Genomic DNA, 15,623 nt, shown 5'->3' with positions numbered 1-15,623 from the left:
TGACCAACGCGCCCATGAACCTGCCGCGCACCGCGGGCGACCTCCGTGCCGCCGGCCACCTCCCGCGCGGCGTCAAGACCGAGATCAGGGAGAACCTCCTGGCGGCACTGCGCGAGGGGCGCAACCCCTGGCCCGGCATCGTCGGTTTCGACCGCACCGTCCTGCCGCAGCTGGAGCGCGCCCTGCTGGCCGGGCACGACTTCGTGCTCCTCGGCGAGCGCGGTCAGGGCAAGACCCGTCTGCTGCGCACCCTCGTCGGCCTGCTCGACGAGTGGACCCCCGTCATCGCCGGCTCCGAGCTGGGGGAGCACCCCCTGGAGCCCATCACCCCCGAGTCCCGCCGCCGGGCCGCCGAACTGGGCGACGACCTGCCCGTGGAGTGGCGGCACCGCGACGAGCGCTACACCGAGAAGCTCGCCACCCCGGACACGTCCGTGGGCGACCTGGTGGGCGACGTCGACCCGGTGAAGGTCGCCGAGGGCCGCAGCCTGGGCGACCCGGAGACCATCCACTACGGCCTGCTGCCGCGCGCGCACCGCGGCGTCGTGGCCGTCAACGAGCTGCCCGACCTGGCCGAGCGCATCCAGGTGTCGCTGCTCAACGTGATGGAGGAGCGCGACGTCCAGATCCGCGGCTACACCCTGCGGCTGCCCCTGGACGTGCTGCTCGTGGCCACGGCCAACCCGGAGGACTACACCAACCGCGGGCGCATCATCACGCCGCTGAAGGACCGCTTCGGCGCCGAGGTGCGCACCCACTACCCGCTGGAGGTCGCCGCCGAGGTCGACCTCGTGAAGCAGGAGGCCGCGCTGGTGGCCGAGGTGGGCGACCACCTGGTGGAGGTCGTCGCGCGCTTCGTGCGGCACCTGCGCGAGTCCTCCGCGGTCGACCAGCGCTCCGGCGTCTCCGCCCGGTTCGCCGTCGCCGCCGCCGAGACCGTCGCGGCGTCCGCCCTGCGCCGCTCCGCGCTGACCGGGGAGCACCCTCCGGTGGCCCGGCCGATCGACCTGGAGTCCGTGCCGGAGGTCCTGCGCGGCAAGATCGAGTTCGAGGCCGGCGAGGAGGGGCGCGAGATCGAGGTGCTCACGCACCTGCTGCGCCGCGCCGTGGCCGACACCGCCCGCGCGCGGTTCCGCGGCCTGAACCTGCGGGAGCTGGCCGAGGCCGTCACCGCCGGTCACCCGGTCGCGACCGGTGAGCGGGTCCCGGCCGCCGACCTGCTGGCCGCGCTGCCCGAGCTGCCGGTCCTGCACGACGTGGCCGCTCGGCTGGGCGTCGGCCCGAAGGACCCGGCCGGGCGCATCGCCTCCGCCGTGGAGCTGGCGCTCGAATCGCTCTACCTGACCCGCGACATCGGCAAGGACAGCGCGGACGACGACCGAGCGGTGTACGGATGAGCAGGTACCGCTACGGGCGGTGGAGCGGCGGGCCCGACCCGCTCGCCCCGCCGGTCGACCTGCGCGCCGCGGTGGACGAGCTGGGCCGCGAGGTCATGGAGGGCGCGTCCCCGCAGGCCGCGCTGCGCGAACTGCTGCGCCGCGGCGTCGAGGGCACCCGCGGCCTGGACGACCTGACGACCGGGCTGTGGCGGCGCCGCTCGGAGATCCAGCGCCGCAACAGGCTCGACGGGTCGCTCCAGGAGATCCGCAGGCTGCTCGACGAGGCCGTGGAGGCCGAGCGCCGGGCGCTGTTCCCCGACCCGGACGACGACGCCCGGTTCCGGGAGACGCTGCTCGACGCGCTGCCCACCAGCACGGCGGGCGCGGTCCGGGAGCTGGCCGAGTACGACTGGCGCTCGCCGCGGGCCCGCGAGGCCTACGACAAGATCCAGAGCCTGCTCGGCCGCGAGCTGGTGGAGCAGCGCTTCCAGGGGATGAAGGAGGCGATGGGCGACGTCGGCCCGGCCGACGTCGAGCGCGTCAAGGCGATGCTGGAGGCGCTCAACGGCCTGCTCGCCGCCCACGCGCGCGGCGACGAGGACACCCCTCGCCGCTTCGAGGAGTTCCTGCGCGAGCACGGCGAGTTCTTCCCGGAGAACCCGCGCACGGTGGACGAGCTGATCGACGCGCTGGCGGCGCGCTCGGCGGCGGCCCAGCGGATGCTCAACTCGATGACCGAGCAGCAGCGCGCCGAGCTGTCCGAGCTGAGCCGGCGGGCGTTCGGCGACCCGGCCGTCGGCCAGCAGCTGTCCGCGCTGGACTCCCTGCTCCGGGGGCTGCGTCCCGGTGAGGACTGGTCGGGCTCGGAGCGCTTCCGCGGCAGCAACCCGCTCGGCCTGGGCGAGGGCGCGCGGGCGATGGCCGACCTCGCCGAGATCGACGAACTGGCCGAGCAGCTGGGCCAGTCCTACCCCGGCGCCAGGCTGGAGGACGTCGACGTGGAGGCGCTGGTGCGCCAGCTCGGCGAGGAGGCCGGGGTGGACGCCCGGCGGCTGGCCGACCTGGAGCGCCAGCTCCGGGAGCAGAACCTGCTGGAACGCGCGCCCGACGGCGGTCTGCGGCTGACCCCGAAGGCGCTGCGGCGGCTCGGGGAGACCGCGCTGCGCGGCGTGGTCGACTCGCTGCGCACCCCGCGGGGAGATCGGGACAGCGCCCGCGCGGGCGCCGCGGGCGAACTGACCGGCACCACGCGGCCGTGGCGGTTCGGCGACACCGAGCCGTGGAACGTCCCGCGCACGATCACCAACGCGGTGCTGCGCTCCGGGGTGGGGCCGGTGCGGCTGGACGTGGTGGACGTGGAGATCAGCGAGACCGAGCAGCGCTCCCGCGCCGCCGTCGCGCTGTGCGTGGACACCTCGTGGTCGATGGTGCAGGACGGCCGGTGGGTGCCGATGAAGCGCACCGCCCTCGCGCTGCACCACCTGGTCCGCACGCGGTTCCGCTCCGACGCCCTGGAGCTGATCACGTTCGGCCGGCACGCCGAGACGGTCGACATCGGCCGGCTCACGGGCCTGGAGGGCGTGTGGGAGCAGGGCACGAACCTGCACCACGCGCTGCTGCTGGCCACCCGGCACCTGCGCCGGCACCCCGACGCGCAGCCGGTGGTGCTGGTGGTGACCGACGGCGAGCCGACCGCGCACCTGGAGGTCGACGGCCGGGCCGAGTTCAGCTGGCCTCCGCTGCCCAGGACCCTCGCGAAGACGATGGCCGAGGTGGACGCCCTGGCGAAGCTCGGCGCGTCGATCACGGTCTTCGTGCTGGGCGACGACCCCGCCCTGCGGGCGTTCTGCGACGCCGTGGCCCGGCGCAGCGGCGGCCGGGTGGTGGCCCCGAGCGAGGACGGCCTCGGCGCGGCCGTGGTCTCCGACTACCTGCGCTCGCGCAAGCGCGGCGGGTAGCGGACGCGCCTGCTCCGTGCGCCCGTCCGCCCTCCCGGCGAACGGGCGCACGGACTGGAACGGGTGGTCCGCCGCGATCAGGGCCGATCGGCCCCATCTCCAGGGTCCGAGTGCCGCACTTTCTCAAGGACCTTCTCGTCAGCACCGAGAATCGGGACGACCAGACGAGGATCGCTGCCACTTGAGGGTGTGAGGTGCGGTGGAGTTCCGATCGAGTGCAGTTCACCGTTGCGTGCTGGTGGTCGACGTCGACGGTTTCGACCGGCCGGGGTGGAGCGCCGAACACCGCGCCGCCGCCCGGCGGGGTCTGCGGGCCGTGCTGTCCGCCGCCCTGGCCGACGTGGGCACCGAGTTCGGCGACTGCGTGCGCTACGACCGCGGGGAGGGGCTGGCGGTGGTGCTGCCCGCGTGCGTGCGGCGGCACGTGCTCGTCGAGCGGTTCCTCGACGCCCTCGACGTCGGAGTGCGCAAGCACAACACCGAGGTCGACCCGGTCGTCGCGCTGCGGCTGCGCGTCGTGCTGCACCTGGCGCGGCACGACGCGGACGTGGAGCGGGCGGTGGAACTGGCCGAGGCGCTCGCGGAGCACCGCGCCGTGACCGAGTCGCCCGGCCCCGTGGTCGTCGCCTGCTCGGAGCAGTTCGCCGACGACGGCCCGCCCACCGCGGGCGGGCCGTACCGGCGGGTGCCCGTCGACCGCGACGAGACGTGCTTCGCCTGGCTGCGGCAGCCGGCCGAGGTGCTCCGGGCGGAGGCCGGCCGGGAGCAGGCGGCGGACGAGGCGCACCGCACGGCGGCGGAGCACCGGTCGATCCTGGTCGTCGACATCGAGGGCTTCGGGCGGGCCGACCGCACCGGAGAGCACCGCAGGGTGATGCGCGACGGCCTCTACACCGCGCTGGCCGACGCCTTCGCCGACGCGCGCGCCGACTGGGACTCGTGCACGCGGGAGGACCGCGGCGACGGGGTGATGGTCCTCGTGCCGCCGGAGATCCCCAAGGAGCTGCTGGTGGACCAGCTGCTCGACCGGCTGGCCGCGGCGATCCGCCGGTACAACTCGACGCACTCGCCCGGCGCGCAGATCCGCCTGCGGGTCGCGCTGCACGCCGGGGAGGTGCGCCGCGACGCGCACGGTCACGACGGCAACGCCCTCAACCTGGCGTTCCGGCTGCTGGAGGCGCCCGCGTTGAAGGAGCTGCTCGCCCGGACCACGGGCGTGATCGTCCTCGCCGTGTCGGAGTGGTACTTCGACGAGGTCGTGCGCAACTACCCGGCCGTGGACGCCGCGTCGTTCCGGCGCGTCCCGGTCTCGGTGAAGGAGACCAGCACGATCGCGTGGCTGCGGGCCGGCGGGGTGCGCAGCGGTCCCCCGGCCACGGCCGCCGACCGCGGCGCCACACCGGCCGTGTGGGGCGGCGTGCCCAGCCGCAACGTCAACTTCACCGGCCGGGAGGAGCTGCTCGACGCGCTGCACGCGGGCATCGGATCGCACGCGGGCGCCGACGTCCGGCCCACGGCCCTGCACGGCATGGGCGGCATCGGCAAGACGCAGATCGCGGTGGAGCACGTGCACCGGCACGCCGCCGACCACGACCTCGTGTGGTGGATACCCGCGCACCGGCCGGCCCAGGTGCGGTCGTCGTTCGTGGAGCTGGCCGAGCGGTTGTCCCTGCCCGGAGCCGGGAGCGCCGAGACGGCCGTGCCCGCCGTGCTGGAGGCGCTGCGCACCGGGCAGCCGTACGGCCGCTGGCTGCTGGTGTTCGACAACGCCGACCGCCCCGGCGACGTGCGGCCGTTCTTCCCCGCCGGCGGCGGCCGGGTCCTGGTCACCTCGCGCAACCCGCAGTGGTCCACGGTCGCGCTCGGCGTCGAGGTGGACCTGTTCACCAGGGAGGAGAGCACGCAGCTGCTGCGCCGCCGCGCGGGCGGCCTGTCCGAGGACGACGCGGACCGGATCGCCGACGTGCTCGGCGACCTGCCGCTCGCCCTGGAGCAGGCGGCGGCGTGGCGGGTGGAGACCGGGATGCCGGCGCGGGAGTACCTGGAGCTGTTCCGCCGCAAGCAGATGGACCTGCTCGCCGCGGGTGCCCCGGTGGACTACCCGATGCCGGTGGCCGCCGCGTGGAACGTCTCCCTGGACCGGCTGCGGGCGCGCAGCCCCGAGGCGTTCGAGCTGCTGAGGGTGTGCTCGTTCTTCGGTCCGGAGCCGATCCACCGCGGCCTGCTGTCCTCGGCGAGACTGCGTTCCCCGGTCGCGGACTCCGAGGACATGACCGATCCGATCCTGCTGGGCAAGGCGGTGCGCGACATCAGCCGCTTCGGCCTGGCGCGGCTGGACCACCGGGCGGACACGGTGCAGTTCCACCGCCTCGTGCAGCTGGTCGTGCGGGAGGAGATGACCGAGCGGGAGCGGGAGGCGCGGCGGCACGTGGCGCACCTCGTGCTCGCCGACAGCGCCCCCCACGACCCGGCCGACGTGCGGGACTGGCCGCGCTGCGCCGAACTGCTGCCGCACGTCTGCGCGTCGCGGGCGATCGACTCGGACGACCCGCTCGTGCGGCGTCTCGTGCTGGTCCAGGTGGTGTTCCTGCGGCTGCGGGGCGACTTCACCGGCTGCCGGGCCCTCGCGGAGGAGGTGCACCAGTCGTGGTCGCGCAGGCTGGGGGAGGAGCACCCCGACGCGCTGGCCGCGGCGAAGCAGCTCGGCATCGCGCTGCGCAACGAGGGCGACTCCACCAGGTCGAGGGCGGTCAACTCGCACGCGCTGGACGTGGCGCGGCGGGTGTACGGCCCGCACGACGGCCGCACGCTGAGCATGGCCGGCGTGCTGGCGGCGGACCTGCGCGCGACGGGGGACTTCGCCGCGGCCCTGCGCATCGACGCGGACGTGGCGGGACGGCTGCGCGACCTGCTCGGCGAGGACGACGCCGAGGCCCTCAGCGCCGCGCACAACCACGCGGTGAGCCTGCGGCTGTGCGGGAGGTACACCGCGGCGCGGGACGTGGACCGCGACACCTGGCTGCGCAAGGCGCGCGTGCTGGGCGAGCACCACCGGTGGACCCTGCTGACGCTGAACAGCCTGGCGCTGGACCTGCGCCAGTGCGGGGAGTACGCGCAGGCGGCCGAGTTGCAGGAGAGCACCCTGGCCCGGTACCGGGACCTGCTGGGCGACGACCACCCGGACACGACGCAGGCGATCCGCACGTTCGCCGCGGTGCTGCGCAGGGCCGGTGACCACGACTCGGCGCGCAAGCTGTCGGAGGAGGCGCTGACCAGGCTGCGCGAGCTGCACGGCGACGAGCACCCGGCCACGACGGCCGCCGCCGCGAACCTCGCCGTGGACCTGCGCCTGGCCGGTGACCTGGTGGAGTCGATCGAACTGGGGCGCGTGGTGTGGCACCGCTACCGCCGCAACCTCGGTGAGGGGCACCCCTGGTCGCTGGCCACCCGGACCAACCTCGCGGTGTCGCACCGCCTGCGGGGCGACGTGGCGGTGGCGCGGCACCTCGACGAGGGCGCGCTGCGCGGGATGATCGCCGTGCTGGGCCCGCAGCACCCGTTCACGCTGGCCTGCCGGGTGAACCTGGCGAGCGACCTCGCCGGGTGCGGGGACGTCGGCGCGGCGCTGGAGGTGGGCGAGGACGCGGTGGCGGGGTTGCGGGTGGCGCTCGGGCCGGACCACCCGGTGACCCTGTCGGCGGAGGCCAACACCGCGCTGGACCTGCGTGCGCTGGGACGGGTGCCGGACGCGGAGGCGGTGCACGCCGACGTGCTGGCGCGGCTGCGGGTCGCGCTGGGCGACCTGCACCCGGCGATCGGGGCGGTCGCGCGCCAGACGCGGGCCGACTGCGACGTGGAGCCGGTGTCGACCTGAGGCCGGAGCGGCGGTTCCTCAGCGATCGGCGAGCCACCCGGCGAGCGCCCGCACGTCCGGCGCGCGCCCGCTGCGGGCCCTCACCTCCAGGTACACGGCCCTGACCAGCTCGGGACGCTCCAGCACGGTGTCGTCGTGCTCCCGGTGGCGCAGGGCGAGGGCGAGGGAGATCCACGGCTCGTCCGCCGCGGGGAGGCGGGCCACCTCGTTCACGTGGTCGGGCACGCGGGTGGCCGGGGCGTGCGGCGCGGGTGCGGCCAGCCACGCCCGCGCCAGCTCGGCGGTGCGCTCCGCCGCCGGGCGCGCGTGCCGCAGGCGCCACCTGGCCCGGTGCTCGCCGGTGATCGTCCCGGCGACGGCGAGCACGTCCGGAGGCACGGCCTCGTCGCGCCAGCTCTCCGTCCGCTCGCGCACGCCGTCGACCAGGCGGACGCCCGCCGCGGTCAGGCCGGGCTCGCCGTGCAGCGCGTCCAGCGCGGCGGCGACCCGCGACCGGTGGTGGGCGAACGCGAGCCGGGCGCAGCGCCGCCTCGGGTCGGGGCCGGGGCGGTTGGCGCGGACCCGCCAGAAGTCCGCGACGGCGGTGAACGCGAACGCCCCGTGCAGCAGCCCGGCCAGCGGCCGGGGGTCCTCGCGCCACGGCGCGCAGAACCGCGCCGCGCCGTCGTCGCGGTGCAGCGGGACGAGGTCGTGCAGGGCGTGCAGGGTGGAGTGCTGGAACTCGTGCAGGAGGGTCTCGGCGAACTCCGCCGGGTCGTGCGGCCGGGGCAGCGCGGTGCAGCCGAAGGCGTCGGAGGCCGACGCGCTGACCGTCGTCCCGTGCAGCGGCACCAGCGACAGCAGGCCGGGGCGCAGCGCGCGGGCGGTGTCCGGCTGCTCGCGCACGAGCAGGTCCCACGTCTCCCGCAGCAGCGAGCGCCACCGCGCCACCTCGTCGGCGGGCAACCGCGCCGGCAGGAGGGGGCGGCGGAAGTCGCGGTAGGGGTCGACGTCGTCCAGCGGCACCTCCAGCCGCAGTCCGGCGGACTCCGCGCGCAGCACGCGCAGGCCCCACCAGCCGGGCGCGTCCCGCGCCGGGTCCTCCGGCACCGCCACCTGGCCGACCCGCAGACCGGCCGCTGTGCGGCGCACCTCCGCGGTGTCCCACCGCCGCGCGCCGGTGACGTGCGCGAGGCCCAGCGAGGGCAGCGCGGCGGTGCCGCGCCGCACGGGCACGCGCGCGGTGAACTCCAGGCCCGCGCGGACCGCGGCCGCCGCGGCGACGGCGTGCAGGTGCCCGGCCTCCACCTCCAGCGGCGCCGGCCCGTCCAGGTCGCCGCGCAGTCTGCGCAGGGTCCTGGCGAGCCAGACGCCGGTCGGCGGGTGGCTCAGCACGGCTGTCGTGCTGGCCGGGGCGCGGCGCTGCGCCGCGACGAGCAGGTCCCAGGCGTCGTGCGCGCCGCCGAGGTCGCCGGCCTCGTCGAGCAGGGCGCGGAGCAGCAGCAGGCGTCTGCTCAGGTGCGCGGCGCGCAGGGCGAGCACGGTCCGCTCGTCCTGCGCGCCGCGGGCGAACGCGTCGAAGACGGGCCAGCTCAGGGTGTGACGGGGCGCCGGGGTGCCGGGCTGCGCGCCCGGCGTCAGCATTCGAGGTCCGCCGCGACTCCACCGGGGTCCTGGGTGCCCGCCTCGGTGAGCACGGGCGCCGGGCCCAGAGCGGCGCGCAGTCCGCGAACGGCGGACAGGAGGGTCTCGTCGTCGGCGGACGCGAGGTGCGCGAGGTCGAGCCCCGTCACGTCCACGAGGTCGGACACCGGAGCAGCTGCGGGGGACTGCACGGCATTCATCTCCCTCCGAACACGGTGCGTGACAGCATCGATACTCCCACGTTCCGCTCGGGGTGCGTTCGTTCGGATGGAGGGCGCCCCCTGCGCTGCTCGGACGCCTACTCCGGGTCTTCGCCGTTCTGCGGCCTGCGCTCGGCGGACAGCCCGACCTCGGTGGCGTGGTCGGACCCGACGTCGTCCTGGTTGCGCTTGGTGATGGAGAAGTGCGCCTCGTCGCGCATCCGGTCGATCATGTGCGGGTAGTGCAGCTCGAACGCGGGGCGCTCGGAGCGGATGCGCGGCAGCTCGGTGAAGTTGTGCCGCGGCGGGGGAGAGGTCGTCGCCCACTCCAGCGAGTTGCCGAAGCCCCACGGGTCGTCCACGGTCGTCGGGTCGCCGTAGCGGTAGCTGCGGAACACGTTGTAGATGAACGGCAGCGTCGAGGCCCCCAGCAGGAACGCGAAGATCGTGGACAGCGTGTTGAGGTTCGTGAAGTGGTCGCTCGGCAGGTAGTCGGCGTAGCGGCGCGGCATTCCCTGGCTGCCCAGCCAGTGGTGGAGGAGGAACGTGCCGTGAAAACCGAGGAACGTGCCCCAGAAGTGCAGCTTGCCCAGTCCCTCGTCGAGCATCCGCCCGGTCATCTTCGGGAACCAGAAGTAGATGCCCGCGTAGGTGGCGAACACGATCGTCCCGAACAGCACGTAGTGGAAGTGCGCGACGACGAAGTACGTGTCGTGGACGTGGAAGTCGATGGGCGGCGAGGCCAGCAGGATGCCGGAGAGGCCGCCGAACAGGAACGTCACCAGGAAGCCGATGCTGAACAGCATCGGGCTCTCCAGGGTGATCTGCCCCCGCCACATCGTGCCGATCCAGTTGAAGAACTTGATGCCGGTGGGAATGGCGATGATGAACGTCGTCGCCGAGAAGAACAGCATGGCGATGGCGCCGGTCGCGAACATGTGGTGCGCCCAGACGACCACGGAGTACAGGGCGATGGCGACCGTGGCGTAGACCAGGCCCTTGTAGCCGAACAGCGGCTTGCGGCTGAACACCGGCAGGATCTCCGTGACGATGCCGAAGAACGGCAGCGCGACGATGTAGACCTCGGGATGGCCGAAGAACCAGAACAGGTGCTGGTAGAGGATCGTCCCGCCGTTGGCCGGGTCGAACACGTGGGCGCCGAGGTGCCGGTCGGCCAGCAGCCCGAACAGCGCGGCGGTCAGGATCGGGAACGCGATGATGATCAGGATGCTGGTGACCAGGATGTTCCAGGTGAAGATCGGCATCCGGAACAGGGTCATGCCGGGCGCGCGCAGGCAGGTCACCGTGGTGATCATGTTGACCGCGCCGAGGATCGTGCCGAGACCGCCGACCGCGAGACCGGCGATCCACAGGTCGGCTCCGACGCCCGGCGTGTGGGCGCCCTGGCTCAGCGGCGTGTAGGCCGTCCAGCCGAAGTCGGGGGCGCCGGCCGGGGTCAGGAACGACGACACCACGATCAGCCCGCCGAACAGGAACAGCCAGTAGGAGAAGGCGTTCAACCGCGGGAACGCCACGTCCGGCGAGCCGATCTGGAGCGGCAGGACGAAGTTGGCGAAGGCGAAGACGATGGGTGTCGCGTACAGCAGCAGCATGACCGTGCCGTGCATCGTGAACAGCTGGTTGTACTGCTCCTGCGACAGGAACTGCATTCCGGGCCGCGCCAGCTCGCCCCGCATGACCAGCGCCATCAGGCCGCCCAGCAGGAAGAAGACGAACGACGTGACCATGTACATGATGCCGATCTGCTTGTGATCGGTCGTCCGCAGCAGGCTCAGCAGCACCGAACCCCTGGAGCGCGGGTGGCGCGCTCCCGGCTGGGGGATCACCGGAGTCGGCCTCAGCGTGGTCATTCCGTCTCCCGGGGTTCGACGCGGTCGTCGCCCTGCCCATACCCGCGACCACCCGCTCCAACCGCCCCCGGCCGGGTGATTCCGCTTCTCCGGTGCCTCGCCGCCCCCCCCGGTCCGCTCGTGCCGCCGGTGGGAGCGCGGGGGCTCGGCGGTGACCACCGCCCGCACGGCGTCCACGACCGCGAAGCCGACGACGGCGTCCCCCGCGCCGTCCCGCGGTGCGGACGGTCTTCCCCCTCCGGCGGCGGGGGTTAGGGTCGGAACCATGCAGACCTGGTCATCCCCTCCCGTGCCGCGGATCGCGGGCGAACCCCGGCCGTTGCGGCTGTACGACACGTCGACCGGTGAGGTCCGGCCCACGAGCCCCGGCCCCACCGCCGGGATCTACGTCTGCGGCATCACCCCCTACGACGCCACGCACCTCGGCCACGCCGCGACCTACCTGGCGTTCGACCTGGTCAACCGGGTGTGGCGGGACAACGGCCACGACGTGCACTACGTGCAGAACGTCACCGACGTGGACGACCCGCTGCTGGAGCGCGCCGAGCGCGACCAGGACGACTGGGTCGTGCTCGCCATGCGCGAGACCGCCCTGTTCCGCGAGGACATGGAGGCGCTGCGGGTCATCGCGCCGCGGCAGTACGTGGGCGCGGTCGAGGCGATCCCGGAGATCGTCGAGGCCATCGGGAAGCTGCTCGCCGACGGCTCCGCCTACCGCGTCGACGACCCAGAGCACCCCGACGTCTACTTCGACCACACCGCGACCGGCCGGTTCGGCTACGAGTCGAACTACGACCAGGAGACGATGCTGCGCCTGTTCGGCGAGCGCGGCGGCGATCCCGACCGTCCCGGCAAGCGGCACCCGCTCGACGCGCTGCTGTGGCGCACCGCACGGCCCGGCGAGCCGTCCTGGCCGTCCGAGCTGGGGGAGGGGCGGCCCGGCTGGCACATCGAGTGCAGCGCCATCGCCCTCAACCGGCTCGGCACGCCGTTCGACGTGCAGGGCGGCGGGTCCGACCTGGTCTTCCCGCACCACGAGTTCAGCGCGGCGCACGCCGAGGCGCTGACCGGCGAGCGCCCCTTCGCGCGGCACTACGTGCACGCCGGGATGATCGGCCTCGACGGCGAGAAGATGTCGAAGTCGCGCGGCAACCTCGTGTTCGTCTCCAAGCTGAGGGCCGAGCGGGTCGACTCGAACGCGGTCCGCCTCGCCCTGCTCGCCGGGCACTACCGCGAGGACCGGCCGTGGACGGACGACCTGCTCGTGCGGGCGCAGGAGCGGCTCGCGCTGTGGCGCGACGCCGTCGCGCGGAGCACCGGCCCGGCCGCGGAGGACACCGTGGCCCGGCTGCGCGACCACCTCGGCGACGACCTCGACACCCCGCGCGCGCTGGCCGCCGTGGACGCCTGGGCGCGCGACGCCACCACCTCGGGCGGCTCCGACCCGACGGGACCGGTGCTGCTCCGGGCGGCGGTCGACGCCCTGCTGGGCGTGGAGCTGTAGTGCTCGCCGCGGGTCGTGGCGCCCGCCACGACCCGCGGCGCGCTCAGCAGGGCGCGCTCCCACCCGGTGAGCGGGTCGTCGGTGACGGCCACGTCGGCGTCCCCCGCGCGGCATCGCCCGTGCTCCCTCGATCGGGCGAGTCGCGGACCCGTGCCGCGCGCGGGGGCCGTCCGGTCGCCGCACGTGGCCGGCACACCGCGTTGATCCGGGTGGCGGGCTTCGGTTAGCCTCACCTCAGTAACTCGACCGCGAACGGTCCAGAACTGCGGAGGCGCGGGTGAGCACGGCTGTGCAACTCGTCGACACCGACGAACCGCGCCGGGCACCGCGCGCCGCGTCGCGAGTCGCGCCGCGAGCCGCCGGACTGGTGCTGGCCGCCGCCGTGCTCGCGCTCGTGGTGCTGCTCAGCCTGTGGGTCGGGTCGAAGGGCATCCCCGTCTCCGTCACCTGGTCCGTGCTGTGGCACCACGACGGCTCGGCCGAGGCCGTGATCGTGCACGACCTGCGCGTCCCGCGGACCCTGCTCGGCCTGAGCGTCGGGGCCGCGCTCGGCATCGCGGGCGCGCTCATGCAGGCGCTGACCCGCAACCCGCTGGCCGACCCCGGTCTGCTCGGCGTCAACCAGGGCGCGTCGGCCGCCGTCGCCACCGCCATCGTGTTCTTCGGCATCACCTCTCCCGGCGGCTACGCGTGGTTCGCGCTCGGCGGCGCGGCGACGGTGTCCGTGCTGGTCTACGTGCTGGGCTCGCAGGGCCGCAGCACCGCCACCCCGGAGCGGCTCGTGCTCGCCGGAGCCGCGCTGACCGCCGTGCTGATCTCCTACACCTCGGGCGTGCTGCTGCTGTTCCCGCGCTCGTTCGACGCCTTCCGCTTCTGGAACGTCGGCTCGGTGGCGGGCCGCAAGCTCGACGTGTTCACGCAGATCGCGCCGTTCATCGCCGTCGGCCTGCTCCTCGCGTTCGCCCTCGCCCGGTCGCTGAACGTGCTCGCGCTGGGCGAGGAGACCGGCAAGGCGCTCGGGGCGAACCTCGGCCGCACCAGGCTGCTGGGAGCCGTCGCGGTGACCCTGCTGTGCGGCGGGGCGACCGCGGCCATCGGTCCCATCACCTTCATCGGACTGACCGTTCCGCACGTCGCCCGGATGATCGGCGGAGCCGACCAGAGGTGGGTGCTGCCGTACTCGGCGCTGCTCGCGCCGGTCCTGCTGCTGGGCTCCGACGTGCTGGGCCGCGTGGTCGTCGCACCCGCGGAGCTGGAGGTGGGCATCGTGACGGCGCTGGTGGGGGCTCCGGTGTTCATCGCGCTGTGCCGCCGCAGGAAGCTCGGGTCGCTGTGAGCGCCCCCGCGCCGCCCCGGCCGGTCCGGGGCACGGTCGTGCGCTGGCCGCGCGGTGGCGTCTCGCTGCGCTTCCCGCTCCGCGCGCTCCTCGCCTCGCTCGGCCTGCTCGCGGTGCTGCTCGTGGTCGGCGTGTTCACCATGACCACCGGCGACTTCCCCATAGCGCCGGTCGACGTGGTGACGACGCTGCTCGGGCGGGGGACCGGCGCGTCCGACTTCATCGTGCTCACCCTGCGCCTGCCGCGCCTGCTGACCGCGGTCCTCGTGGGAGCCGCGCTCGCCGCGAGCGGTGCGCTCCTGCAGAGCCTCTCGGGCAACGCTCTCGCGAGCCCCGACGTCATCGGCTTCACCAACGGGGCCGCGACCGGCGCGATCCTCGTCATCGTCGTCTTCCACGGCTCCATGCTCCAGACGTCCGCCGGCGCGATCACCACCGGCCTGATCACCTCGCTCGCGGTGTACCTGCTGGCGCGCAGGCGCGGCGTGCAGGGGTTCCGGCTCGTCCTGATCGGCGTCGGCGTCAGCTCGTTCGCGCTGGCGATCAACTCCTACCTCCTCACCAGGGTCTCGCTGGAGAGCGCGCTCACCGCCCAGGCGTGGCTCGTCGGCAGCCTCAACGGCCGCGGCTGGGACCAGGTGCAGCCCCTCGCCGCCGCGCTGGCCGTCCTGTTCCCGCTCGCCGCGTGGTTCAGCCGCCGCCTCGCGGTGATGGAGATGGGCGACAGCGCCGCCACCGGGCTCGGCGTCGACGTGGAGCGCAGCAGGTTCGGCCTGATCCTGACCAGCGTCGGCCTCGCCGCGGTGGCGACCGCCGCCGCCGGGCCCATCGCGTTCGTCGCGCTCGCCTCGCCGCAGCTCGCGAAGCGGCTGACCGCGGCGACCGGGCCGGGCGTGCTGTCCTCCGCCCTGATGGGGGCCGTGCTGCTCGTGGCGAGCGACCTGGCCGTGCAGCGGATCTTCGCTCCCACGCAGTTGCCGGTCGGCATCGCCACCGGCGCGATCGGCGGGCTCTACCTGATCTGGCTGCTGGCCACCGAATGGCGAAGGGGAGTCGCACGATGAGCCGACTGCGCGGGGAGGACCTCACGCTGGCCTACGACCAGCGCACGGTCGCGTCCGGCCTGCACGTGTCCGTCCCGGACGGCTCGTTCACCGTCGTCGTCGGCCCCAACGCCTGCGGCAAGTCGACGCTGCTCAAGGCACTGGCCCGGATGCTCAAGCCCACCGGGGGCGCGGTCTACCTGGACGGCGAGGTGATCTCCTCCTACCGGTCCAAGGAGGTCGCGCGCCGGCTGGGCCTGCTGCCGCAGACGTCGATCTCGCCCGGCGGCATCACCGTGGGCGAGCTGGTCGCCCGCGGTCGCTACCCACACCAGCGGCTGCTGCGCCAGTGGTCCCACGACGACGAGACGGCCGTCGCCGAGGCGATGCGGCTGACCGGAGTGCAGGACCTGTCCGACCGGCTGCTCGACGAGCTGTCCGGCGGTCAGCGGCAGCGCGTGTGGCTCGCGATGGTGCTGGCGCAGCGGACGTCGATCCTGCTGCTGGACGAGCCCACGACGTTCCTCGACATCGCCCACCAGGTCGAGGTGCTCGACCTGTGCGCCGATCTGCACGAGGGCGGTCACACGCTCGTCGCCGTCTTGCACGACCTCAACCAGGCGTGCCGCTACGCCACCCACCTCGTGGTGATGAAGCCCGGCGAGGGCATCGTCGCCCGGGGCGAGCCGTCGCAGGTGGTCACGGCGGAGCTGGTGGAGGACGTGTTCGGTCTGCCGTGCCGGGTGATCGCCGACCCGGAGACCGACACCCCGCTGATCGTCCCGCTGCGCCGTCAGCGCGCGAGCGCTCTGGCTCCCGCGTCCTGACGGCCCAG

10 protein-coding genes are annotated in these 15,623 nt (G+C 74.2%); 7 read left to right on the top strand and 3 right to left on the bottom strand.

Features of this window, described 5'->3' with window-relative positions:
* Nucleotides 1-14: 14 nt before the first annotated feature.
* The 3 genes from IMZ35_RS06840 to fxsT all read left to right on the top strand — a co-directional run bounded on the left by IMZ35_RS06840 (nucleotide 15) and on the right by fxsT (nucleotide 7,211).
* Nucleotides 15-1,397, top strand: a complete 1,383-nt coding sequence (locus IMZ35_RS06840) for a sigma 54-interacting transcriptional regulator (protein ID WP_199440342.1) — start codon at nucleotides 15-17, stop codon at nucleotides 1,395-1,397.
* Complete coding sequence (locus IMZ35_RS06835) at nucleotides 1,394-3,337, top strand: vWA domain-containing protein (RefSeq protein ID WP_199440051.1); 1,944 nt, start codon at nucleotides 1,394-1,396, stop codon at nucleotides 3,335-3,337. Before IMZ35_RS06840 ends, IMZ35_RS06835 begins: the two co-directional genes overlap by 4 nt.
* A 232-nt stretch (nucleotides 3,338-3,569) precedes the next feature.
* Entirely contained in the window at nucleotides 3,570-7,211 is a 3,642-nt protein-coding gene (gene fxsT / locus IMZ35_RS06830; RefSeq protein ID WP_199440050.1) for an FxSxx-COOH system tetratricopeptide repeat protein, read from the top strand.
* A gap of 18 nt (nucleotides 7,212-7,229) precedes the next feature.
* Here fxsT and IMZ35_RS06825 read toward each other — a convergent pair whose 3' ends face one another.
* The 3 genes from IMZ35_RS06825 to ctaD form a co-directional block, all read right to left on the bottom strand.
* Entirely contained in the window at nucleotides 7,230-8,834 is a 1,605-nt protein-coding gene (locus IMZ35_RS06825) for an HEXXH motif domain-containing protein (RefSeq protein WP_199440049.1), read from the bottom strand.
* Nucleotides 8,828-9,025, bottom strand: a complete 198-nt coding sequence (locus IMZ35_RS06820; protein WP_199440048.1) for a hypothetical protein — start codon at nucleotides 9,023-9,025, stop codon at nucleotides 8,828-8,830. Before IMZ35_RS06820 ends, IMZ35_RS06825 begins: the two co-directional genes overlap by 7 nt.
* A gap of 107 nt (nucleotides 9,026-9,132) precedes the next feature.
* Nucleotides 9,133-10,905, bottom strand: a complete 1,773-nt coding sequence (gene ctaD / locus IMZ35_RS06815) for an aa3-type cytochrome oxidase subunit I (protein ID WP_199440047.1) — start codon at nucleotides 10,903-10,905, stop codon at nucleotides 9,133-9,135.
* Between the two features lie 265 nt (nucleotides 10,906-11,170).
* On the opposite strand from ctaD, the gene mshC reads away from it, so the two are divergent.
* The 4 genes from mshC to IMZ35_RS06795 all read left to right on the top strand — a co-directional run bounded on the left by mshC (nucleotide 11,171) and on the right by IMZ35_RS06795 (nucleotide 15,615).
* The gene (gene mshC / locus IMZ35_RS06810) at nucleotides 11,171-12,409 is read left to right on the top strand and encodes a cysteine--1-D-myo-inosityl 2-amino-2-deoxy-alpha-D-glucopyranoside ligase (RefSeq protein WP_199440046.1); all 1,239 of its coding nucleotides are present in this window, start codon (nucleotides 11,171-11,173) and stop codon (nucleotides 12,407-12,409) included.
* 364 nt (nucleotides 12,410-12,773) lie between these two features.
* On the top strand, nucleotides 12,774-13,745 hold the full coding sequence (locus tag IMZ35_RS06805) for a FecCD family ABC transporter permease (protein WP_229371177.1): 972 nt from the start codon (nucleotides 12,774-12,776) through the stop codon (nucleotides 13,743-13,745).
* Nucleotides 13,742-14,809, top strand: a complete 1,068-nt coding sequence (locus tag IMZ35_RS06800) for a FecCD family ABC transporter permease (protein WP_307867824.1) — start codon at nucleotides 13,742-13,744, stop codon at nucleotides 14,807-14,809. The genes IMZ35_RS06805 and IMZ35_RS06800 overlap by 4 nt, the downstream gene beginning before the upstream one ends.
* Nucleotides 14,806-15,615: an ABC transporter ATP-binding protein gene (locus IMZ35_RS06795; RefSeq protein WP_229370836.1), complete on the top strand. Its 810-nt coding sequence runs from the start codon at nucleotides 14,806-14,808 to the stop codon at nucleotides 15,613-15,615. The genes IMZ35_RS06800 and IMZ35_RS06795 overlap by 4 nt, the downstream gene beginning before the upstream one ends.
* Nucleotides 15,616-15,623: the final 8 nt, after the last annotated feature.

It is taken from the genome of Umezawaea beigongshangensis, from assembly GCF_016464305.1.
Taxonomy (GTDB): domain Bacteria; phylum Actinomycetota; class Actinomycetes; order Mycobacteriales; family Pseudonocardiaceae; genus Umezawaea_A; species Umezawaea_A beigongshangensis.
The sequence above is the reverse complement of the archived record's forward strand: the minus strand, read 5'-3'. Positions and strand labels throughout refer to the sequence as shown.

What these genes read in the sequence shown, in the direction of transcription:
- IMZ35_RS06840 (WP_199440342.1), top strand. Translation starts at nt 15, where the DNA reads ATGAACCTGCCGCGCACCGCGGGCGACCTCCGTGCCGCCGGCCACCTC.
- IMZ35_RS06835 (WP_199440051.1), top strand. Translation starts at nt 1,394, where the DNA reads ATGAGCAGGTACCGCTACGGGCGGTGGAGCGGCGGGCCCGACCCGCTC.
- IMZ35_RS06825 (WP_199440049.1), bottom strand. Translation starts at nt 8,834, where the DNA reads ATGCTGACGCCGGGCGCGCAGCCCGGCACCCCGGCGCCCCGTCACACC.
- ctaD (WP_199440047.1), bottom strand. Translation starts at nt 10,905, where the DNA reads ATGACCACGCTGAGGCCGACTCCGGTGATCCCCCAGCCGGGAGCGCGC.
- mshC (WP_199440046.1), top strand. Translation starts at nt 11,171, where the DNA reads ATGCAGACCTGGTCATCCCCTCCCGTGCCGCGGATCGCGGGCGAACCC.
- IMZ35_RS06795 (WP_229370836.1), top strand. Translation starts at nt 14,806, where the DNA reads ATGAGCCGACTGCGCGGGGAGGACCTCACGCTGGCCTACGACCAGCGC.